Consider the following 21,687-nt stretch of genomic DNA (forward strand, 5'->3'; position numbering starts at 1 on the left):
AGGTGCCTACCCAGTGTTAGCTACACACGCCATTTACGATATAGCCCGATGGCAGGACGCACCCTCATCCCTTGGTAGGAGACGCCATGTACTCGTTGCTAGTGGCAGATGACCATCCGCTGTTTCGCGAAGCACTACACGCGGTGATTAGCGCTGGTTTAACAGATACTCAACTGCTGGAGTCGGACAGTTTGGCGGCGGCTATTCACACGATAGGCACCCACGATGAGCTTGATCTGCTGTTGCTCGATTTAAGCCTGCCCGATGCCGATGGACTAGAGGGTCTGACAATACTTCGAGAAAGATTCCCATGGCTCCCCGTCGCTATTGTTTCGGCACATCAGGAGCGCCAGTTGGTGTTAGATGCCATTACCCAAGGTGCCGTAGGCTATATTCCGAAATCAACTCCCCGAGAGCAGCTGTTAGCAGCACTCAACCAAATTCTTCAGGGGCAACTTTATCTGCCTGCAGATATTATGCGCCAGCCGCCCCCACGCATGGAGTCATCAGCGTTGACGCCTTCGTCGGAGGTATCCCGCGAACGGCTAATACGCTTAACCGACAAGCAGTTAGATGTATTGGGTTGCATGGCTCAGGGGATGTCCAACAAACAGATCGCACGAGAACTGTTCATCGCTGAAACTACCGTTAAAACGCATGTCTCGGCTATTTTACGCAAGCTAGGTGCAACAAGTAGAGTGCATGCCATCGTCATCGCAGGTGAAGAGGAGCTAGGCGCTTATCTTGCCAAACGAACCTCTTCCACCTAACTGCCGACTTCCCGTTAAGTGGAATTCTCTAAGAGCGTTCCCAGTAGCATCTTTAAACGAAGAGGCTTAAGCGGCTTTAACAAACAGTGCATACCTGCTTCCCGGGTGGCCCGCTTCAAGGCTGCCTCATGGTTGGCAGTGATGACTACGGTGGCCAACCCTGGGTAGCGTCGACGCAATCTTGCCGCCAGATCGATCCCATTTTCGCGGTGATCCCCCAGGTGATAATCCACCAACAGCACAGCCGGGCGCTCACCGTCACTCGCTGCTTCCAGCGCACTCACCGTAGCGGCTGCCCTCACCCGACACCCCCAACTGCCCAGCAACGCCTGCATCCCTTCTATAATCGCGGGATCATCATCAATCACCCATATGACACAGCCTTGTAGCGGATCGTGCTGCCAACGATCAGATCCAGGCAACGCTTTTGGCGCATACGCAACGGGCGATGCGCCCGCGCTTGGGGCTGCATTAGGTGCTGGCACAGAAAAAGGGACCAGCACAGAAAAAAGCGAGCCACGCCCAAGCTGTGAAGTAAGCGACACCGGGTGCTCTAACATAGTGCTGATACGATCTACGATTGCCAGTCCCAATCCAAGCCCTCGGCTGTGGCCACTTTGGGACTGGTTGGCGCGGCGAAATTCTAGAAAAATCGCCTTACGCTGTGGCTCTGGTATACCCGGCCCAGTATCGCCCACCATAATTTCAAGACCGTTGGCGCGTCGTCGACAGCCAAGCAGTAAGTGACCATGTTCGGTATAGCGCACAGCATTGCTGAGGAAGTTGCGCACGACACGCGCCAGCAGCGCTAGATCAGATTCGACCACCACACTCGACGGCACATAGTTAAGCGTCAGCCCACGTACGGCGGCCACTTGCCGATACTCTTCGGCCAAGGCATCTAACAGCGTACTTACCGCAAACGGTGCTTTATCCGCATGGAGCACGCCGGCATCCAGGCGGGAAATATCCACCAATGTACCTAAAAGCCCTTCGACATCTTTTAACGAACGCCCTATGTGCCCTACTAAAGCCTGGGAGGCCTCGGGGAGCGCATGCGTTTCTAAGGCACTGGCGAATAACCGTGCGGCGTTTAACGGCTGAAGCAGGTCATGACTGACCGCCGCTAAAAATTTCGTTTTGGAAAGATTGGCCGCCTCCGCTTCGGCATTCGCCGCCAGCAGTCGTGCATTCACTTGGCTAAGTTCATCTAATGTGCGGTGAAGTGCGTCGGTGCGTTCGCGTACTTGCTCTGCCAGCAGCACCGAGCGCTCAAACGCTGCATAGGGAGCGCTGTTGGGGCTTGCTCCGGACTCCACACGCTCCATCAGCGCCTGGCAAACCTTACGCAAACGGCGGTTTTCCTCGCGCAGCGTGGCATTATCCGCCGCAGTATCACTATCCGCCGCTAGTTGGAAGAGCGCCAAAAGCCACCCCCGTAAAGGTTTGGTTTACGTGCATGCCATGATGATGTTCGCCGTAGGTATTAAACCCCACCACTCGTGCCTGACGAAGCAGCGCTGACGCCTGATCCAACTGCTGCAAGGACTCAAGCGCCATACGCCTTAAGAAACAATCACAGCCTATAATCGAAGGTGTTGCACCCAGGCGTTGTTGCACGCGCTGTAGCATCACCTCTAGATCTAAGAGTAACGGCGCAGGCCGCATCGCGGTGAGCACAATGCCCGTTTCTACCGCACAGTAAAACGTTAGGCTAGCATCTTCATTCACGCGTTGTATTGAACGAATATAGTGTTGGCCGCCGATATAAACTGCCAGCGGGTGCTGGGCAAAAATGGATGGCGATAGCGCATCAACAGAACAGCCGACTAACGCTGCATACACGTCAGCAGCAGGTAATCCGTTGAGTTCTAGCACTCGGCGCTGCTCCCGGTCAGCCTCTGTTACCACCAATTTATGGGCAAGCGGCTCAAGATGGTGGGTAGAAAACACCTCAAACGGGAGCCGCGTGTTAAGCATTACCACCACGGCCGCGCGGGTATGAAAATGCCCATTCGCATAAACATGGGTATGGGTAAGGTGATTATCATCACCGGCCGAGCCGCCAAAGCTGGGAATACGTCCAAGAGCAGCATCTAAGGTTGCTAACACCTGTTCTTCACGGCTGGACAAACCATCTAGTAACGTGAGGGCAAAGCTATGCTCGTTCACGGGTGCAACCGCCTGCTGTCGGCAACGCTCCAGCAAAGTGTCGACGAGCGGTTGTGCGCGGCTAAGGTCAAAGTGTTCAAGGTCGTCTACCAGTGCGGTTTCGATTGCAAACACGCGACTATCAAAACCTATCGCAACCACAGAGCCTCGGTCATAGCCTAGCGGTGTAATCTCGCCCGCCGTCGTGCAACCACTCATCGGCACCTTATCAAACGCACCGCCAAGGGCAGCTGCTAGTTCCTCTAACGGATACTCTGCACTGCAAAAAAACAGCACAAAACCTAAGTGCTCATGGCCTAGCTGCTGAGCCAGTTCACCGGCGGCTTGAAAGGGATTTAGCTGGTTGCTGGCAGCGATCTGAATACCGCTATTCTTCGGTGCTATCGTCACGGCGCCATTTCTCCAACGCTGCATGAGTTCGCGAAGCGGTTTGCCTCAACAGATTCATGGTTTCAGTAAAATCTTGCGGTGAAGACGCGCTGTTACTAGCGATTATTTCGAGCCGTTTAGCCTCAGCGGCCAAACGCTCTGCCCCCACACCGAGCGATTCGCCGCGCAGCTGATGTGCTAAGCGCGCCACTTGCTTGGCTTGCTCCGTTGTCAGAAATTCCGCGTTCCTTAGGTAAGCAGCCAACTGCGCAGAGTAATCACTCACTTGCTGGTAATAAAGCATGATGAGCTGATCGACACTTTCAGCTCCCAGTGACATAACCAGGGACTCTAGTGTTGCATGGTTAAGGAGTGGCTGTAACTCTTGCTGCTCCTGATCTAAAGGCAACGCCGACAAGGAATCTGGGCGCGAAGCCGTAAATAGCTGCAGTGACAGCACATTGCTAAGGGAAAGTAGTGATAGTGGTTTGGTAATGTAATCGTTCATTCCTGCTGCTAGACAGCGCTGACGAACATCTTCCACGCCGCCAGCCGTCATGGCCACAATCGGCACGTTAGCCAGCCAACCGCCTTGAGATCGAAGCCTTTTGGTCACGGTGATGCCGTCAATATCCGGTAGCTGGATATCCATAAAGATAAGGTGCACCTGCTGAGCCTGCACCATGTCCAGTGCATCTTGGCCATTTTCAGCACAGACGACATCACATCCAAGGCGCGACAGCAGCCCAGTGGCAACTTTACGATTGACGGCATTGTCTTCCACAAGTAGTAGGGAGGTGCCTGTAAAATCCTGCGTTGGTTCGGGCGGCAATGGAGCGGTGACGGGGCTGGCTTCTACCAGGGGCAATTCGCACCAAAATGTGCTGCCCTGCCCAGGAGTGCTACGAACCCCTAATCGTCCTTGCATGGCTTCGCTTAAGCGTTTACAAATCGCCAAACCTAGTCCAGTACCACCGAATCTGCGCGCAACAGACTCATCCGCTTGTTGAAATGGCTCAAACAGTGACGCCTGTTGCTCCTCATTTAAGCCACAACCGGTATCACAAACTTCAAATAACAGGCTCTTTACCGTGGAATAAATACGTATATTGACTCTACCATGGTCAGTAAATTTAATAGCGTTTGTGATGAGGTTAAGCAAAATCTGGCGCAATCGGCTGGCATCGATCATTACCCATGCCGGTACTAAAGGATCAACATCTAACGCTAACTGCAGGCCTTTTTCCTTAGCGCGAGGCTCAAAAAGCGATATAACGCTGTCGACTAATGGTTTAAGGGCGGTGGGCGAAGTTTCAAGCGTTAGGTGCCCTGCTTCAATCTTTGAAAAATCAAGAATTTCATTGATCATCGCTAACAACTGATTAGCGCTGTCATGAATCGTACGAGCATAGTCTTCTACTTGCGCAAGGCTAGATGGTTCACGCAGCAACTCACTCATACCAATAACGCCGTTGAGCGGCGTGCGAATTTCATGACTAACCATTGCTAAAAAGTCAGATTTAGCGTGATTCGCGGCCTGTGCCTGCGTGGCAGTGATTTCTAGTTGATGGCTAAGTTGCTCTTGCTCACGACGAGCGGAGGCGCTTTCTCGCATTTCACGCACCAGAAACACAATTACCAGCAATACAGCGAAACTCATTCCCACCAATAACGACATTAAAAGATTATATAAAATATTTAATAGCGCGCGCTCTTCAGTAGCAGACTTCGCTAGATAACCATTAATAGCGATAACAAATCGCTCTGTCAGTCGAGTTAGCACCAACAGCTCTTCCTCTAGCTCAGCAATCGGCAGCTGAGGCAAAGATGCATGAGGTTCAAACATGGGATCTAGCGTATCTAGCTGCTGCTGAATTTGAACTAATAACGCTTTTGCCATACTGATGTTGTCTAGCAGCAGGCTCACCTCGCCCTCTTGTAACAGCGTTATTCGACTATAGAGCAGTTCGAAGTGCAGGTTCAGATCGTCCTGATCGGAAGGTGAAATCGGGCCACGGGTGGCCGCAAGCAAGTGGTTGAATAGCTGAATCGCATCGCGATCAAGCTTATAAACAACCCAAGCCGTATCTTCTCTCAAACTTTGTGTCAAATTATCCTGACGCCAAGCCGCTAACGCTGCCACTACCAAAGCTGCCGCGAACAGCAGGACGGTAATCATAGCAACCACTTTAAGGCGACGCGGATAACGCAGCAGGCGGGGAGCCCGAGAAAGAGATCGGCTAACGGACATTTATCTGCATAACTTGCCAAACAGCTCTAAAACGCATTTTTTCACTCAAAAGAGCCTCATCTTGGCTGAAAGGATAGAGCACCCACAAAGGGCCATACTCACGGATAGGAATGCTTTGCCCGTTCCGCTCTAATGCTAGGATCACATCGTACTCATAAAAGTCACTGATCGGAATTTCTGCTTCGAACCCGTTTAATGCAGAGACATAAACGCTATTTCCAGAGCTATTTCCAGAACTATTTCCAGAACTATTTCCAGAACTATTTCCAGAACTATTTCCAGAACCAGGCAACCCGACATGCTCTAACAATGTACGCATCAGCGGTCCGCTATAAGTACTACTACCTTCGGTCCACGGCGTGCCCGTTTCAAAGGAGTGCTGTGGCAAAGCTTGTAACATATCACGATCAAAGCGCGCGCCCTGGGTTGCGTTGAAATGCGTGATGTCACCGCTGATTGTGAGAATAACAGGCCCTTCGGGCATATCAAGGGAGGCATCTGTCCGCGCATGGCTCGTCACGGGAATACTGAGCGCCAGCATAATCCACCCCAGTAAAAACGCTTTCACAACGCTTACCTCACGACACAATGTCTTGAAAATAGAACCGCTTCTGTCAACTATCAAGACAGGCAGGACTCTGGATAAAAAAGAGATAGCGCAAAGGTTACGCTATCTCTTTTACATAGTCAGGTTAAGTATGTTTTTATTTAACAGCTAGTTTGAGGCCCATATTTCAGTGCTCTCTAACCGCTAGGTCTCAAGTTTTTCGACTGGTTCGAAGCGCACCAAGTCTTCATAAGCATGCCATGTTGCGTGGCCTAAAACGGGTAAAATGAGGGCCAAGCCAATGTAAAACGTAAGCACACCGATAAGAACGCAACCTGTCAAAATAGCGGCCCACAGCAGCATGGGACGGAAGTTTTTGGCAACACAGCGCACGCTAGCTTCGATACCCTCCATAAAGGTAAGATCCTGATCCATTAGCGTTGGGATAGCCACTGAGCTAATCGCAAACGCACCGAAAGCGAGAATACCGCCCGCTACTGAACCTACTGCAATCATGCCTAATCCTTCAGGCGTGGTAAGGAGTGATGTGTAAAGGGTTGCTGGACTAGGTACTTCAAAGCCAAAGAACAACGCGAACAGCAGCGTTGCAAGGCGAATCCAGGCGAGGAAGAAAATCATCATCATCACGCCCATCATCGCCAACTGGCCTGCGTGCGGACGCCAACTGCCGAAGGCATCGCCAAGGTTAGGAACCCTTCCCCGCTCAAGAGCAAGACTAATGCCATAGGAGCCTACCGCCACCAGTGGCCCAACAAACATAAACCCAGCGATCATAGGTAATAACCAGTACCAATAGCCGAGTGTTATTGCCCCCGCCGTAATGGCTATGCTTAATCCCACCCAAAACATACCGTAGGTTAAACTGATAGCAGTTGCGCGACGAAAGTCCTCAAACCCCGCGGCAAGCCATGCACGCGGCCGATCCATTCCCACCTTATTAATAGTGATTTTCACATTAGGCATATCTGCTCGGCCGTGCGTTTTTGTTGTAGCTGCATTCATAGCATGACTCCTTAGATTTACCCCAATGCAGTGGTGGCTTTTAAACCCCATTCAGATTGAGATCGAACTTGCCCAATACACTGAAAAAGTTGCCACATGCATGAGTTCGTTAACCATGGGTTAATGGCTTAACGTATCTTTAATGTAGCTGAGCAATGACAAGGTGGGGCTGTCTAGCGGCATCGCGTACAAAAAATCCTGCTTTCATGCTATTAACGCCAATTTATTCGATGCGTTAGCCAGCGTTAATATAACCTCACAAACAAAAACTCCAGGCCAAATGGCCTGGAGTTCGCTTAACAAGCAACTCGGTACTAAAACGTCAGCGCACGATCATTACCGATACCTTGGAGTGATGAACCACATGTTCAGCGTTAGGGCCCAAAACGTAATCTACAAATTTACGCTTGGTATGTGATGCCATAACGATAAGATCCACATCCAGTTTTTTACCAGCCTTGATAATCCCCTCCCATGGGGATCCATTCACAATGACACTTTGCACCTGAATGTCCTCAGGCACTTTCTCCTTAATGAAGTCATGAAGTGCATCGGTTATCGCTGCATGCGCCTTTTTAGCGAAGTCCTTGGGAAAATAGGAACCCACCATAGGCATACGGTAATCCGGCAGTACCGTAACCACATGTAGTGAAGCACCAAAAGTACGACATAACGTCAGGGCTGTAGGCAACGCCTTTGACCAAGAAGCTTCCTCATTCAAGTCCACCGGCAACATGATCTTGCTATACATGGCATTCTCCTTCATGCGGTAGCAGTAGCTGACGTGTTATTACGACGCCGACGTTGCATCAATACAATCAGCCCAAAGACCAGGAACGCAGGAATCCACATCAGCTCTTTAATCCAACGGTCAACAGGGGCCAGCACCTCGATGATTTCTTGATCGAAGTCCAGGCCAAGGTCCGCTGCCGTACTGCCGAAGGCCACCATGTCGACCACTGCCCTCTCATCTTCGATCAGCAGCTCAAGCCCCAAGTTCTCCAGGCGTTCCTCACCCGTCTGCCCTTCAGGCACAGGCAGGATCATGTAAGTGGTAAGCGGGTCACCGAAGTCATCTTCACCGCGGATCTGCAGTCGCAGCGTGCTCTCCTCGTCGACAGCACCCAGCGTCTGGACGAATTGTGATGGCGGCACCGACTCATAGGGATCATGGATCATGTCCATCCAGAACCCCGGGCGGAACAGCGTAAACGCAACCAGCAGCATCAGGATCGATTCATACCAGCGGTTACGCACGATCATGAACCCTTGGGTGCCAGCTGCGAAGATCAGCATCGCGATCGTCGATATAATGAAGATCAGGATGCCCTGCAGGAAGCTCACATCGATCAGCAGCAGGTCGGTGTTGAAGATGAACAGGAACGGTAGCGCCGCGGTCCGCAAGCTGTAATAGAAGGCCTGGAAACCGGTCCGTATCGGGTCTCCCCCCGAGACCGCCGCTGCCGCGAAGGAGGCAAGCCCCACCGGTGGTGTCACATCGGCCATAATGCCGAAATAGAACACGAACAGGTGAACGGCGATCAGCGGCACAAGCAGACCGTTCTGTTCACCGAGCTGCACGATCACCGGGGCGAGTAGTGCCGACACCACGATGTAGTTGGCGGTGGTGGGCAGCCCCATGCCAAGGATCAGGCTGAGCACTGCTGTCAGCAGCAGGATCAGCATCAGGTTCCCCATAGAGAGGATCTCCACCACATCGGCCAGCACCAGGCCCACACCGGTCTGGGAAACCGCGCCAACGATGATGCCAGCTGTCGCGGTGGCAATGCCGATGCCGATCATGTTGCGGGCACCGGTCACTAGGCCACTCCACAGATCAAGGACACCCGCACGGATATCCTCGGCCAACTCGCTCTGCCCGCGGAAGATTGCCGTGATGGGGCGCTGGGTCAGGATAATGAAAACCATGAACACCGTGGCCCAGAATGCTGACAGCCCAGGCGACAAGCGCTCCACCATCAGACACCAAACCAACACGATCACCGGCAGAATGAACTGCAGCCCGACCATCACTGTTGGTCGCGTCTGGGGCAATTTGAAGATCGGCTCATCCGGATCATCGAGTTCGAGCTCTGGGTAGCCTGCAGCCACCTTGAGCAGTGCGATGTAGATCACCGCCAGGGCCACACTCACCACCCAAGGCGTGGCGGAGCCCAGAACGGGTTTTAACCACCCCAGGCCGTAGTAGACTACCAGCGCCGTCACCATCATCAGCAACAAACCGCCCAAAAAGCCGATCACCTTACGCACCAGCGGCTTGGGAGGGTTGCTGGTTGGCAGACCCTGTAGGTTGGCCTTCATGGCCTCGAGATGGACGATATAGATCAAGGCGATGTAGGAAATCAGTGCCGGCAGAAAGGCATGCTTGATGACCTCCACATAGGAGATGCCGACATATTCGACCATGAGGAAAGCTGCGGCCCCCATCACAGGGGGCATGATCTGCCCGTTAACAGAGGAGGCTACCTCGACGGCACCCGCCTTTTCGGCGGAAAAACCGACGCGTTTCATCATCGGCACGGTGAAGGTACCGGTAGTCACCACATTGGCAATCGAGGAGCCCGAGATCAGGCCGGTCATGCCCGATGCCACCACAGCGGCCTTGGCCGGCCCCCCCTTGTAGTGGCCCAGCAACGAGAACGCCACCTTGATGAAATAGTTGCCGGCACCCGCCTTATCGAGCAGGGCACCGAAAAGCACAAACAAGAATACGAAACTAGTCGATACCCCAAGGGCGATACCGAACACCCCCTGGGTAGTCAGCCATTGGTGATTAACCAGACCAAAGATACTGACGCCCCGATGGGAAAGAATGCCTGGCATGTAGGGCCCGGCAAGGGAATAGATAATGAAGATCGAGGCAATGATCATCAGCGGTGGCCCAAGCGCTCGACGCGTTGCCTCAAGCAGCAACAGGAGCCCCGCCACCCCAATGATCACATCCTGTAGGATCGGTGCCCCCGGTCGTTGAGATAACTGTTCATAAAACATGAACATATAGGCACCACAGAAGGCAGCAGCCGAGGCCAATACCCAATCCTGAATGGGAATGCGGTCGCGCGGTGAACGCTTTAGCGCTGGATAGGCCATATAGGCCAGAAACAGTGCAAAAGCTAAGTGGATAGAGCGAGCTTCAGTGGCATTAAAAACACCAAACCCCAAAATGAAGGGCACTGGAGAAGCGATCCACAATTGAAATAGAGACCACGCCGCTGCAATGCTTACAAGAAGCTTACCGGGCATGCCGCTCGGTTTACGGGCTCCCGTGTCACTGGAGGCTACCATATCCTCCAAGTCTACTCCGGCTCCCGAAGGTCTATTCTTATCTTCAGTCATATGCCTGCCCTTCTCCGAGACGATTGACGCATAATTGCCATATCGAAATGCCCTATAAACATTCTAAACTAAAATGCGCGGTACCCTGGGGTAGCCGCGCATTTCTTACCAAGGTAACAGTACGTCAAGCTATACGGTTACTCGATCCAGCCCTGTTCACGGTAGTAACGGGCGGCACCTTCATGCAGTGGCGCCGACAGACCAGAGGTCACCATGTCTTCGGGGTCGAGGTTCTCGAAGGCCGGGTGCAGGCGCTTAAAGCGATCGAAGTTATCGAATACCGCCTTGACGGTCTGGTAGATGATGTCTTCATCGGTCTCAGCGGTGGTCACGAAGGTCGCTGCGACGCCGAAAGTTTCGACGTCTTCGTCATTACCTTTGTACAATCCACCTGGAATGACTGACATGGAATAGTACGGGAACTCGTCAACGATTCCCTGAACCGTCTCATCGTTGAGAGGTACCAGATGCGAATCAACGGTGGTGGTCGCTTCCTGGATGGCTCCATTGGGGTGACCCACGACATAGGCCATAGCGTCGATGTTGTTGTCAGCAAGCGCGGCAGCCATTTCGGCGGCATCAAGCTGAGACGCTAACGAGAAAGAGTCCTCGGTCCAACCTTTCGCCCTCATCACCACTTCCATGGTGTTGCGCTGCCCAGAGCCTGGGTTGCCGATATTGACGCGCTTACCTTCCAGGTCATCGAGTGTTTCGATTCCCGAGTCAGCACGCGCAAGCAGAGTCAAAGGCTCACCGTGTACACGGAATACCGCGCGCAGGTCTTCATAGGCCTCGCCTTCGAAATTGCCGGTGCCATTGTAAGCTTGGTACTGAACATCCGACTGAGCGACACCCATATCCAATTCGCCGGATTTGATACCATTGATATTGGCGACTGAGCCACCAGTAGAAGGTGCATTACATTTGATGTCTGCGTCTTCCAGACGGTTCACCAATCGACAGATCGACTGACCGACTACGTAGTACACACCTGTTTGGCCACCGGTACCGATAGTGATGAAGCGTTCCTGTGCAACCGCAGGAGATGCAAACGTAGCGGCCGCAATCAGCGCGCCGGAGAAGGCGGCAGTGGAAAATACATGGCGTTTCATGGACACACCTCTTTATCTTGATGTTGTGAGCGTTATTCGCTTTAACTCCACCTGCTGAACGGTTCCCTCAGGTGTTTTTCTGCCAAAACGTTTTCAAGACAATCTGTTATCAACGCCGACTAATACAGCCGACACTTACTACTTTAGCGAAAAAAAACATACTTGGCGAAATACACGGCAAGTCATTACCGATATAACGCCCATACACATCCTAGTGCTTGCAATTAAGTCCTACTGTTCAACAGATAAACTTAATGCTTAGAGGCAATGCACACGGTAGATGGCATTGCCTACCACAAGCAGCTCAGACAACATACTTAGATTACCGATGAATTACGTTTAGTTACCGTTAATAGCCATGCCGTATTCGCATAGCGTATATCGGATTGAACATCTTATGACGAATGACGTCAGGCATAGGTGTGTTAGACGTTATAACCAAGTACAGATGGCAACCACAGCGCAATACTTGGAAAAATGGCCACAAGAGCAAGCGCACATCCCATCGCCACAACAAATAGCAATGCCCACCCTAAAGTCTCTTCCAAACGGATTTTGGCAACCTCTGTGGTTACCATTAAATTCACCGCAACCGGCGGGGTAAATTGACCAATTGCAATGTTCATAGCTAGCAGAATGCCGAACCAAACCGGGTTCCATTCAAAGTGCTGCATGACGGGTATCAGCACTGGCATCATGATGAGATAGATAGAAATAGCGTCAAGCAGCATGCCAGCGACTAATACTGCTAGCATGACCAGCACCAACAGCAAAACACCGTTGTCCGTTAAGCCAATAATCCACTCTGCCAAATGACGAAAAGTCCCCAGCATTGTACCAGCCCAAGCAAAAATTCCCGCTAGAGCGATAATCAACATCACCACTCCAGAAATAATCGCGGCCTCTCCTAACAATTCCCATAGGTCACGTAACGAAAGTTCTTTCGTCAAAAACAACCCCACGATGGTGCCATAGGCAACCGCTACAACGGCGGCTTCTGTTGGAGTAAATAAGCCTGAGCGCAGCCCCCCTAAAATAAGCACTGGAGCAAACAAAGCGGGCAACGCTTGCCTAAACGTCGTACGCACGGTCAAGGTTTCAGCACCTGCTACCGGTGTTCCTTCCCAGCCGTAACGCTTAGCAACGATCATCGCAGGCACCAGCAGCGCTAGCCCTGCCAAAATGCCTGGAAAAAGTCCTGCGGCAAATAACGCGCGCAGATCGACACCGGGCACCACAATCGAGTAAAGAATTAGCGCCACGGAAGGCGGGATTAGAATAGCGGTGGATGCCGATGCGGCAATAAGGGTTGCGGAAAATGGCTTTGGATAGCCCGCTTTTGTCATGCTTGGCAGCATTACCATAGCCACTGCCGCCGCATCCGCCGGGCCTGACCCACTCATGCCCCCCATAATCATGCACACCAGCACCGCGACCAGCGCCAGACCGCCATGACGAGGCCCAATAAGTGCCTGAGCAAAGCGTACCAAGCGTAACGCCACACCAGAGCGCTCAAAAATCAGTCCTGTCAGTATGAATAGCGGTATCGCGATTAAAGGGTACTTGGCAATGCTGTTATAGGTATTGGTGCCTAGCGTCGCCAACATATCTGGCGAAAGCCCAGCCACAATACCTACCGAGCCAGCTAACGCGAGCGAAAATGCCACGGGCACACCCGATATCAAAAATCCGGCAAAGGCAAGAATCATCCAAATATCAGGCGTCATTATCCAGCCCTCCGTTTAGTCGATCTCGGGTTTGCTGAACGAGACGCCATACCATGGCAAAGGATAATATCGGAAGCCATACTAAGTACCACCACTGAGGCAACCCTAACCCCGGCGATAGCGACTCCCATTGGTACTCTTGCCAGGCTAGCTTTCCACCATACCAAGTGATCAAGCCCAGAACGGTTACCCCACATAGCGCTTGAAATAGAATAAGTGCGCTGCGCCAGCGCCCAGGTAGCGCCCGCTCCAAAAAACCAATACGAATATGACGGTTTCGCCTAAGCGCCACCGATGCCCCTGCGAAGGTAAGCACCACCAGCAAAAATACGGAAAATTCTTCGGTAAACGAGAATGAGCCGCCAGTCAGGTAACGTGTGACCACATTTCCCAAACTAATCAACGAAATAATAATAAGTGACAGCGCGCCCAGCCAACGTTCAGGGCGTGCATCGGGAAAGCCTTTCATGGCAGCCTCACAATAGAAAAAACTACCGGCCCTGTAGGCCGGCAGTTAAAACACTAAGGAGTTATTAACGTGCGTCGATAGCCGACCGAGCCGCGTTAACCACATCTTCACCAATGCGCGGGGCCCATTTTTCGTAAACGGACTGGGTGGCTTCCACAAAGGCTTGATACTGTTCATCGGTTAACTCAGTAACCGTCACACCACGCTCTTGAATAGCCGCCAAGCGCTCGCTTTCTTCCTCGCGCGTCATCGCGATTTCCCACTCCCCCGCTTCAATGGCCGTTTCACGCAACAGCACTTGCTGTTCTTCATCAAGCGACTGCCATACCTGCTGGTTAACCGCAAAAATCAGCGGATCATTCATGTAGTTCCAAAGCGTTAAGTGCTCCTGACCCACCTGATCAATACGCGCGACATCAAATACTGAAAGCGGATTCTCCTGCCCGTCAACCGCGCCAGTGGTTAACGCTGGCTGAGCATCTGTCCAACTCATTTGCGTCGGATCTGCGTTAAGGGCAGAGAAGGTATCCTGGAACAGCGGTGAGCCAACCACGCGGATTTTCAGACCATCCAAATCCTCTGGCTGACTAATCGGCCCACGGGAGTTTGACACTTGGCGGAAGCCATTTTCGCCCCAGGCCAGCGGCATAACACCGCGAGACTCAATCGCTGCAAAGACCAACTCACCCGCTTCTCCGCCAGTAACCGCATCCACAGCAGCTTCATCGGGAATAAAGAAAGGTAAAGAGAATAAATTCAGTTCAGGAACCTGAGGCGACCAGTTAATCGTCGAGCCTACCGCAGCATCGATTAGCCCCGAACGCATGGCCGAAAACTCACGAGTTTGGTCACCGGAAACCAACTGAGAGTTCGGGTAAACCCGCAGCGTTAGTTCTCCACCACTGCGCTCTTCCACCAACTCCGCCCACTTTTCCGCCGCCTGCCCCCATGGGAAAGCATCAGATAAAACAGTGGATACAGAGAGTTCACGTGCTTGTGCAGAGAAAGAAGCCGAGAGCAAGGCCGCACCAGCTAAACCTACCGTTAAACGAGCCATAGAGCGTGTCAGCGTCATTATTGTCGATCCTTTTTTATCAGTTGGTATCCAGTGATATCTATTATCTACCCACAGTGTGCCTCTGTTTGCTACAAAATAAGCGCTAAAGCAGGCAACGCTCTATTGTAGGCACTCATGAGTTTAAAGGAAGCCGGTCGTTAGCATTTCGCCGTTAACTGCAGGTGGATGAACACCGTGCCATTACGCTGCAGTAGCGCTTACTGATATGCTAAAGCCACTGTTAAATCGTTACCAACGGATATCAACGTGCCACTACGCGACCTGTTGTTAGGCCTATTCGTCATCGCCATTTGGGCGCTGAATATCATTGTCATAAAGGTGGGCGTGGCGGAGCTACCGCCACTACTAATGACGACCCTGCGCTTTGTGCTGGTCGCTGCTCTATTAGTGCCTTTCTACCCTGTCGCTCGAGCTCAGTTGCCTTTTTTGCTCTTACTCTCCTTCACATTTGGCAGCCTACATTTTGCGCTGCTGTTTATCGGCTTAGGCCAAGCAGAAGCAGGCACTGGAGCACTGCTGGTGCAGATGGGCACGCCTTTTGCCACGCTACTGGCGGTGGTGTTTCTTAAAGAAAAACTGGGGGCAAAACGCATCGCGGGGCTGCTGTTCTCTTTCGCTGGCGTTATTGTGCTCGCTGGAGGGCCAACGCTGCCCTCACCACTGCCGCTGACTATTCTTTTGTTAAGCGCCTTTGGCTGGGCAGTTTCCCAACTGTTGATTAAGCGCGGTCCGCCTATCGCTCCCTTAGCACTGGCGGGTTGGGTAGCGCTGTTTGCGATTCCTCAGGTCGCGTTAGGGTCTTGGCTATTTGAAACTGGCCAGTGGCAGGCCATTCAGCAAGCGAGTTGGCGCGGGTGGGGAGCGATGACTTACACCGCGGTAATGTCATCAATTGTTGCTTACGGCATTTGGTATGCCTTACTACGCCGCCATCCTGTGAATCGCGTGGTGCCAATGACCTTGCTGGTGCCAGTACTTGCTGTTGGCTTGGGCGCGCTGTTGATGGGCGACAGCCTAGGTATTCATAAGCTGGTAGGCGGGGGGCTTGTGGTAGCCGGTATTGCCCTGATCGTACTCAACGTTGGTAAGCGTCGCCCAGCAAAGCCACTGTAGTACGCCGGTATCGGCACACTATGCATCAGGGCGGCAAAACCCTGCCAAAGCAGGGACTGATACGCAGTCGCCCACCTGGATACCGCGCTCAGCGAAGTAGCCTGCGTTAACCTCCAGCGCGGCATGGTAAGACGCACCGGCTGGGTAAGCGGGGCACTCACGGGGGGTATCAGACGCACAGGGTTGCATGGTGTTGATCGCCACAATGCGCCCTTCTCCGTTAATAAAAGCAATATCCAACGGGATTAACGTGCGGTACATCCAAAAGGCGTTGCCAGCGGGCTGTTCGCTCTCAAACCGAAATAGCATGCCACGCGCTTCAGGCAGGTGCTCGCGCTCCATTAAGCCGCGCTGTCGCTGAGCGGCGGTCTCGGCCACTTCAACGTCTAATCGATGCGGGCCTTCCTGGCTGTGAATCGCCAGCGGCAATGTCGAGGCTTGGCGAGATTCATCAGCCCAGGCGCTCAACAGCGGCAACGGTAAGCTCGCCGCTAGTGAAACTCCCAAAGACGTCTTCAGTAGCTGACGGCGAGTAACAGTCATGACAAGTTCCTTTTATGATGAGAGGGCATATTAGTAGAAGACTGGCTATTTGAAGACAGGTTATTTGAGGACATATGGCGTGACGACATAGCAACATGTTTTCCTGACATAATATGAATGCCTGCAGCAAGCAGTGACACATATACCTGCTCTCCCAGTGCTAGCTGGTTGCGCCTAGCGGCATGGGTGGCAATATCGAAACGTAGCATATCGCCATGCAAAACACGCAGCGAGATTGAGGTGATACCGCCAAGAACGACCATTTCATGCACAGTAGCGGCCACAGGGTTTTCGCGCTCACCCTGTGAAGGTCGATCACGGCGATGCAGCACAATATCGGAAGGCGGTAAGTACCAGGTTACTCTCTCACCCTGCGGCAGATCAGAAAGGCCTACAGCAACCTCTAAGTAGCGATCCCCCCACTGCAGCCGTTTCTGGCCATTAACACTGGTCACTTCACCCTCGAAAATATTGTGGCGATCTAAAAGCCTTGCCACCAGCGGCGAGGCAGGCCGCCGAAATAGTGCTTCGGGGCTCCCCTGCTGAAGACTTACGCCGTTATGCAGCACGCAGATTTGATCTGCTAGTGCAGTGGCTTCTTCTAAATCGTGGGTAACCAAGATAATGGGAATCGATATTTGCTGACGCAACAGCGCCAGTTCTCGCTGCAACCGGCGTCGGGTCACCTGATCAACAGCTGAGAAGGGTTCATCTAGCAATAATACCTGCGGCTCACGCGCTAAGGCGCGTGCCAGCGCCACGCGTTGGCGCTGGCCGCCAGAAAGTTCGCTGGGAAAGCGCTTTTCCAGCCCCTCCAAACGCACATTGGCAAGCCACTGCTTCGCACGGAGCGTACGTTCAGAGTGGGGAAGATGTCCCAGGGCAAGCTGGACATTCGCTAGTGCAGTAAGATGGGGAAACAGTGCATAATCTTGAAACACTATGCCGATTTTTCGCTGCTGGGGGGTAAGCGAGTAGCGCCGTTCAGTTGCTAACCAAGTGCTGCCCAAACATGCCACATGGCCCTGCTCTGGTTGATATAGGCCAGCGATAGTACGCAGTAACGTGGTTTTGCCACTACCGGACGGGCCCACCAGCGCTAGAAGCTCGCCCGCTGGGCAGCTAAATGCCGCGTCCAGTGGTATCGGACTACGCTGCTTGGCCATTACCTCCAGTCCGCTACCAGTGATCACTTTAGCCACGAACCCACCTGCGCCTGCCTGCAAGCCCGTAGACCAGACCTAGGGTTGTTAACGACACCAATAGCAGCAGCGCTGACATACGTGCGGCCCCCTGCTCATCAAACGCCTGTACCCGATCATAAATAGCAATCGCTAACGTGCGGGTTTCCCCATCAATCGCACCACCGACCATTAAAATCACCCCAAACTCTCCCAATGTATGGGCAAATGTTAATGCGATAGCGGAAAGAATGCCTGGCCATACCAGCGGTAGTTCAATGCGCAAAAAGGTCTGCCAAGGGCTCAGCCCGCTGCACCAAGCCGCTTCACGCAGATTAGTGGGCACATTCTCAAACGCCCGCTGAATAGGCTGAATTGCAAAAGGTAAATTAGCGATTAATGAGGCTAGCAAGATACCGCTAAAAGTGAAGTTGAGCCCGCCCCCTGTGAACGAGGCCCAAACGCTGCCCAAAGGTGCGTCGCGGCCAAATTGCTGTAGCAAATAAAAGCCGAGCACGGTGGGAGGCAACACTAACGGCAACGCCACTAGCGCTTCGCAAAGCCCTTTGCCGCGAAAATGTGCGGTAGCCAACGCACGGCCTAGCCACACTCCAACGGGCAGCAAAAAGAGGCAGGTCAAGCCTGCTAAGCGCAGCGATACCGAGAGCGCTGTCCAGTCCATTACTCGGTACTAAAGCCATATTGCTGAAAAATAGCCATCGCTTCTTCTTCCTGAAGCCATTCATAAAATGCTTGCGCTACGTCACCCGCCTGTCGAGTGAGCACCATGCGTTGGCGCAGAGGTGCATGCCACTCCTCAGGGATCAACAGATACTCACTACGTTCGGCAAGAGCCGGTGCCAATGCGAGAGAGTAAGCGACTAGACCACCGCGAGCATCATCTGCCAGCGCAAACTGAGCGGCTTGGGAGACATTCTCGCCTAGCACGCGCAGCGGCTCGGTTGGCTCCCATAGTGTAGCGAAGCGCAGCGCTTGCTGTGCTGCCGCGCCATAAGGTGCGTGCTCAGGATTAGCCAAAGCGATACGTTCCTGCGCCCCATTAGCGTATGCTGCAACCGCTTGTTGAACACCCGCCAATGGGTTGGCCTCATCCGGTAGGTCGCCACGATTGGCGCGCTGAAGCCATACCAATCGACCGATGGCGTAAATCACGCCTTCATCTTGCGTATGGCCCTCTTCGTGAAGGGCAAACACATATGCTTCATCTGCCGATAAGTAGAGCTCAAAAGGAGCTCCTTGAGCAATTTGACGACGAAAGTTGCCCGATGAGCCAAAATTAAGCCTGACATCCGCTCCTGTTTTTGCCGTAAACCGCTTGGCGGCTTCCGTCAAAGCGAACTGCAGGTCGGAAGCCGCCGCAACGATCGGTGTACTCGCCATGGCAGGCAGGCTGATTAGCAACGATAACACCAGTAACATGGCACGCATGCGCTATTCCTTGGCTTGCTCAATATGCTGTTCGGTAATTGCCATGATCTTCATGGTATTAGTGCCGCCGTGAGCGTTCATATGATCACCTCGAGTCAGTATCACGTGATCGCCAAGCTTAACAACACCCTGCTTAACCAACAGCGTCAGCGCTTCGTCATTCAACTCTGTGGCGCTCATTGCTGAGGTATCAAACGGCAGTGATACAACACCACGATAAAGCGCCATACGGCGTTGAGCAATGGGGGTGTGGGCAAGTCCTACAATAGGCAAGCCTGAACGAATACGCGAGGCAATTAGCGGCGTATAACCCGAGGAGGTCATACAGGCAATCGCTGTAACGCCTTTCATATGGTTAGCAGCATACATTGCCGACAGTGCAATGGTTTCGTCTGGCCGTGAGAAGCCTTCATGAATACGGTGTCCTGACTCTTGGGCAGTTTTCTCACGCTCGGCGCCTAAGCAGACTCGTGCCATCGCCTCAACGGTTTCCAGTGGGTAATCACCTGCAGCCGTTTCGGCGGAAAGCATTACCGCATCACTGCCATCCAGTACTGCGTTGGCAACGTCGAATACCTCTGCGCGGGTAGGCAGCGGCGCAGAAATCATGCTTTCCATCATTTGCGTGGCAGTAATCACAGCGCGGTTAAGCGAACGCGCGCGCTTGATCATGCGCTTCTGCACACCGACCAACTTGGCATCGCCAATCTCGACCCCTAAATCGCCACGCGCCACCATGACCGCTTCTGATGCTTCAATAATGCCGTCAAGGGTTGCCTCATCCGCTACGGCTTCAGCACGTTCCACCTTGGCAACTAAGCCAATATCTTTACCTGCCTCACCGAGTAGACGGCGCGCTTCTAACATATCTTCCGCATGCCGGGGGAATGAGATAGCAAGGTAGTCGACACCAATCTCAACAGCGGTTTTTAGGTCAACTTTATCTTTCTCGGTCAACGCGGGAGCAGAAAGCCCACCGCCCTGCTTGTTAATACCCTTGTGGTTGGAGAGCTTACCGCCCACAACCACGTCGGTGTGTACCTGTTGGCCATCTACTCGTGTGACATCCAGTACCACACGACCATCATCTAGCAGTAGGCGGTCACCGGCCGTCACATCTTGCGCCAAGGTTTTGTAGTCGCAGCCCACTTGGTGCACATCGCCCGCATCACCATCAAGCGCCATATCGAGAATAAACGGCTGGCCCTCTTGAAGAACCACAGCGCCCTCTTTGAAGCGCGCGATGCGAATTTTAGGGCCTTGAAGGTCACCCAGCGCCGCGACACTTCGGCCCAGCTGAGCAGCAATTTCGCGCACGCGCATTAAGCGTCGACGATGATCATCCGCGGTGCCATGCGAGAAATTTAAACGCACCACATCAACACCCGCCGCTAACATGGCTTCTAAGACACCTTCCCGGTCGCTGGCGGGGCCCAGGGTGGCGACAATTTTAGTACGACGGATCGAAGAGAAGTGCAGTGCGTTCATAATTTTCCTAATTATTAATAGAATGAAAATAAAAACTTATATAAGCGTTCATCAGCGTGGGGACGACTACCTCTGGCGCGTCACCATTTACAGAGCAACTACTGTGCCAACGCCTGCTGGATGAACATCTCGCAATGCTGCCGTGCAGGACGGTTTTGCAGCCCCGCCCAGTAATGTTCGAATTCAGGACGGCGTGGAAGGGTTCCAAACTGCATTCCCCATCCAATGTGGGAACCGACATAAACATCGGCGGCGCTAAAAGCATCACCAGCGATGTAGCGGCGTCCATTGACGGCCGCAGCCAGAACCTCAATCACCGTCGCAAAGTCGCCAGAACCTAGCCGCATCCGCTGCTCTGCGTTAGGTTGGAAGCCCAAGCTATTAAGCGAGGCAGCAGCTTCTAGCGGCCCAGCAGCGAAGAATAGCCAGCGATAATAGTTGCCTCTTGCTGAAAGCGGTGGTGCCAAACCTGCCTCAGGGAAGGCATCGGCAAGATAAGCACAGATAGCGGCAGCCTCCGTGACCACTCGCTCACCGTGGCGAATAGCCGGCACCTTACCCATCGGGTTGATGGCTAAATAGTCTGGCGAATGCATTGTGGCCCCGTACTCCAGGACCACTAAGCGATAAGGCACACCAAGCTCTTCAAGCATCCAGTGCACAATGCCTCCCCGCGAAAGGGGATGCGTATAGAAAACCAGTTCGTCAGACCGTTCGGCGGCTGGCTCGCAAAGCGTTGGGGGAGGTAATTGAGCGCTAGGCGGGAGCACATAGCCTTGGCCTGGTTCACTAACAATCTCGACCCCAACGGCTCTAAGCACAGCAATATCTTTGTAGAGAACACTCAGCGGTATACCTAGCGCTTCAGACAAATCCGCACCGCTGACTGGATCGTCGTAGTGACGCAGCATTTTGAGTAGTTTTGGCAAACGGTGGGCTTGTGACATGCTGGTCTCCTACGCGCAATGTGCGCTCTATTTTTCTCGTTCAGTCAAAAGCTAACCTGAGCAAGATGACAACCGTATGCTGTTAGCGCAA

At 53.0% G+C, this 21,687-nt stretch carries 19 protein-coding genes; 2 read left to right on the plus strand and 17 right to left on the minus strand.

Annotation, left to right across the window (positions count from 1 at the left end; translation table 11 throughout):
* Positions 1 to 86 precede the first annotated feature (86 nt).
* Positions 87 to 770, plus strand: a complete 684-nt coding sequence (locus ACN06F_RS14150) for a LuxR C-terminal-related transcriptional regulator (RefSeq protein WP_089039695.1) — start codon at positions 87 to 89, stop codon at positions 768 to 770.
* Between the two features lie 14 nt (positions 771 to 784).
* Here ACN06F_RS14150 and ACN06F_RS14155 read toward each other — a convergent pair whose 3' ends face one another.
* The 11 genes from ACN06F_RS14155 to ACN06F_RS14205 form a co-directional block, all read right to left on the minus strand.
* Positions 785 to 2,197 (minus strand): hybrid sensor histidine kinase/response regulator, encoded by a 1,413-nt coding sequence (locus ACN06F_RS14155; RefSeq protein WP_271910743.1) that lies wholly within the window; start codon positions 2,195 to 2,197, stop codon positions 785 to 787.
* The gene (gene nosP / locus ACN06F_RS14160) at positions 2,169 to 3,356 is read right to left on the minus strand and encodes a nitric oxide-sensing protein NosP (RefSeq protein WP_433924135.1); all 1,188 of its coding nucleotides are present in this window, start codon (positions 3,354 to 3,356) and stop codon (positions 2,169 to 2,171) included. Before nosP ends, ACN06F_RS14155 begins: the two co-directional genes overlap by 29 nt.
* The gene (locus tag ACN06F_RS14165; protein ID WP_433924136.1) at positions 3,310 to 5,562 is read right to left on the minus strand and encodes an ATP-binding protein; all 2,253 of its coding nucleotides are present in this window, start codon (positions 5,560 to 5,562) and stop codon (positions 3,310 to 3,312) included. Before ACN06F_RS14165 ends, nosP begins: the two co-directional genes overlap by 47 nt.
* Entirely contained in the window at positions 5,552 to 6,130 is a 579-nt protein-coding gene (locus ACN06F_RS14170) for a molybdopterin-dependent oxidoreductase (RefSeq protein WP_433924137.1), read from the minus strand. Before ACN06F_RS14170 ends, ACN06F_RS14165 begins: the two co-directional genes overlap by 11 nt.
* A 183-nt stretch (positions 6,131 to 6,313) precedes the next feature.
* Positions 6,314 to 7,132 (minus strand): DUF2189 domain-containing protein, encoded by an 819-nt coding sequence (locus tag ACN06F_RS14175; RefSeq protein ID WP_038477841.1) that lies wholly within the window; start codon positions 7,130 to 7,132, stop codon positions 6,314 to 6,316.
* 322 nt (positions 7,133 to 7,454) lie between these two features.
* On the minus strand, positions 7,455 to 7,883 hold the full coding sequence (locus ACN06F_RS14180) for a universal stress protein (protein ID WP_038477844.1): 429 nt from the start codon (positions 7,881 to 7,883) through the stop codon (positions 7,455 to 7,457).
* A gap of 11 nt (positions 7,884 to 7,894) precedes the next feature.
* Positions 7,895 to 10,489: a TRAP transporter permease gene (locus tag ACN06F_RS14185; RefSeq protein WP_095604039.1), complete on the minus strand. Its 2,595-nt coding sequence runs from the start codon at positions 10,487 to 10,489 to the stop codon at positions 7,895 to 7,897.
* 137 nt (positions 10,490 to 10,626) lie between these two features.
* Positions 10,627 to 11,601 carry a TAXI family TRAP transporter solute-binding subunit gene (locus ACN06F_RS14190; protein ID WP_038477850.1) on the minus strand — a complete coding sequence of 325 codons (975 nt, stop codon included), beginning with the start codon at positions 11,599 to 11,601 and terminating at the stop codon, positions 10,627 to 10,629.
* A 425-nt stretch (positions 11,602 to 12,026) separates the two neighbouring features.
* Positions 12,027 to 13,328: a TRAP transporter large permease gene (locus ACN06F_RS14195; protein ID WP_198348917.1), complete on the minus strand. Its 1,302-nt coding sequence runs from the start codon at positions 13,326 to 13,328 to the stop codon at positions 12,027 to 12,029.
* The gene (locus tag ACN06F_RS14200) at positions 13,318 to 13,797 is read right to left on the minus strand and encodes a TRAP transporter small permease (protein WP_038477856.1); all 480 of its coding nucleotides are present in this window, start codon (positions 13,795 to 13,797) and stop codon (positions 13,318 to 13,320) included. The genes ACN06F_RS14195 and ACN06F_RS14200 overlap by 11 nt, the downstream gene beginning before the upstream one ends.
* A 64-nt stretch (positions 13,798 to 13,861) precedes the next feature.
* Positions 13,862 to 14,872, minus strand: a complete 1,011-nt coding sequence (locus tag ACN06F_RS14205) for a DctP family TRAP transporter solute-binding subunit (RefSeq protein ID WP_038477858.1) — start codon at positions 14,870 to 14,872, stop codon at positions 13,862 to 13,864.
* 249 nt (positions 14,873 to 15,121) lie between these two features.
* Between ACN06F_RS14205 and ACN06F_RS14210 the strand changes: the two genes are divergently transcribed.
* Positions 15,122 to 15,988 carry a DMT family transporter gene (locus tag ACN06F_RS14210; RefSeq protein ID WP_038477861.1) on the plus strand — a complete coding sequence of 289 codons (867 nt, stop codon included), beginning with the start codon at positions 15,122 to 15,124 and terminating at the stop codon, positions 15,986 to 15,988.
* 18 nt (positions 15,989 to 16,006) lie between these two features.
* Here ACN06F_RS14210 and ACN06F_RS14215 read toward each other — a convergent pair whose 3' ends face one another.
* From ACN06F_RS14215 to ACN06F_RS14240, 6 genes are all read right to left on the minus strand, one after another.
* Positions 16,007 to 16,531: a DUF192 domain-containing protein gene (locus tag ACN06F_RS14215; RefSeq protein WP_038477864.1), complete on the minus strand. Its 525-nt coding sequence runs from the start codon at positions 16,529 to 16,531 to the stop codon at positions 16,007 to 16,009.
* Entirely contained in the window at positions 16,528 to 17,733 is a 1,206-nt protein-coding gene (locus ACN06F_RS14220) for an ABC transporter ATP-binding protein (protein ID WP_198348916.1), read from the minus strand. Before ACN06F_RS14220 ends, ACN06F_RS14215 begins: the two co-directional genes overlap by 4 nt.
* Positions 17,726 to 18,394 (minus strand): molybdate ABC transporter permease subunit, encoded by a 669-nt coding sequence (gene modB / locus ACN06F_RS14225; protein ID WP_038477870.1) that lies wholly within the window; start codon positions 18,392 to 18,394, stop codon positions 17,726 to 17,728. The genes ACN06F_RS14220 and modB overlap by 8 nt, the downstream gene beginning before the upstream one ends.
* Positions 18,394 to 19,161: a molybdate ABC transporter substrate-binding protein gene (gene modA, locus ACN06F_RS14230; RefSeq protein WP_433924138.1), complete on the minus strand. Its 768-nt coding sequence runs from the start codon at positions 19,159 to 19,161 to the stop codon at positions 18,394 to 18,396. Before modA ends, modB begins: the two co-directional genes overlap by 1 nt.
* 3 nt (positions 19,162 to 19,164) lie before the next feature.
* Positions 19,165 to 20,649, minus strand: coding sequence for a pyruvate kinase (gene pyk / locus ACN06F_RS14235; RefSeq protein WP_433924139.1), 1,485 nt, complete (start codon positions 20,647 to 20,649; stop codon positions 19,165 to 19,167).
* 98 nt (positions 20,650 to 20,747) lie between these two features.
* A complete protein-coding gene (locus tag ACN06F_RS14240; RefSeq protein WP_433924140.1) occupies positions 20,748 to 21,596 on the minus strand; it encodes a glutathione S-transferase N-terminal domain-containing protein in 849 nt (282 codons plus the stop codon).
* Between the last annotated feature and the right edge of the window lie 91 nt (positions 21,597 to 21,687).

This window comes from Vreelandella sp. 21 (assembly GCF_050995515.1).
Classification (GTDB): Bacteria; Pseudomonadota; Gammaproteobacteria; order Pseudomonadales; family Halomonadaceae; genus Vreelandella; species Vreelandella alkaliphila.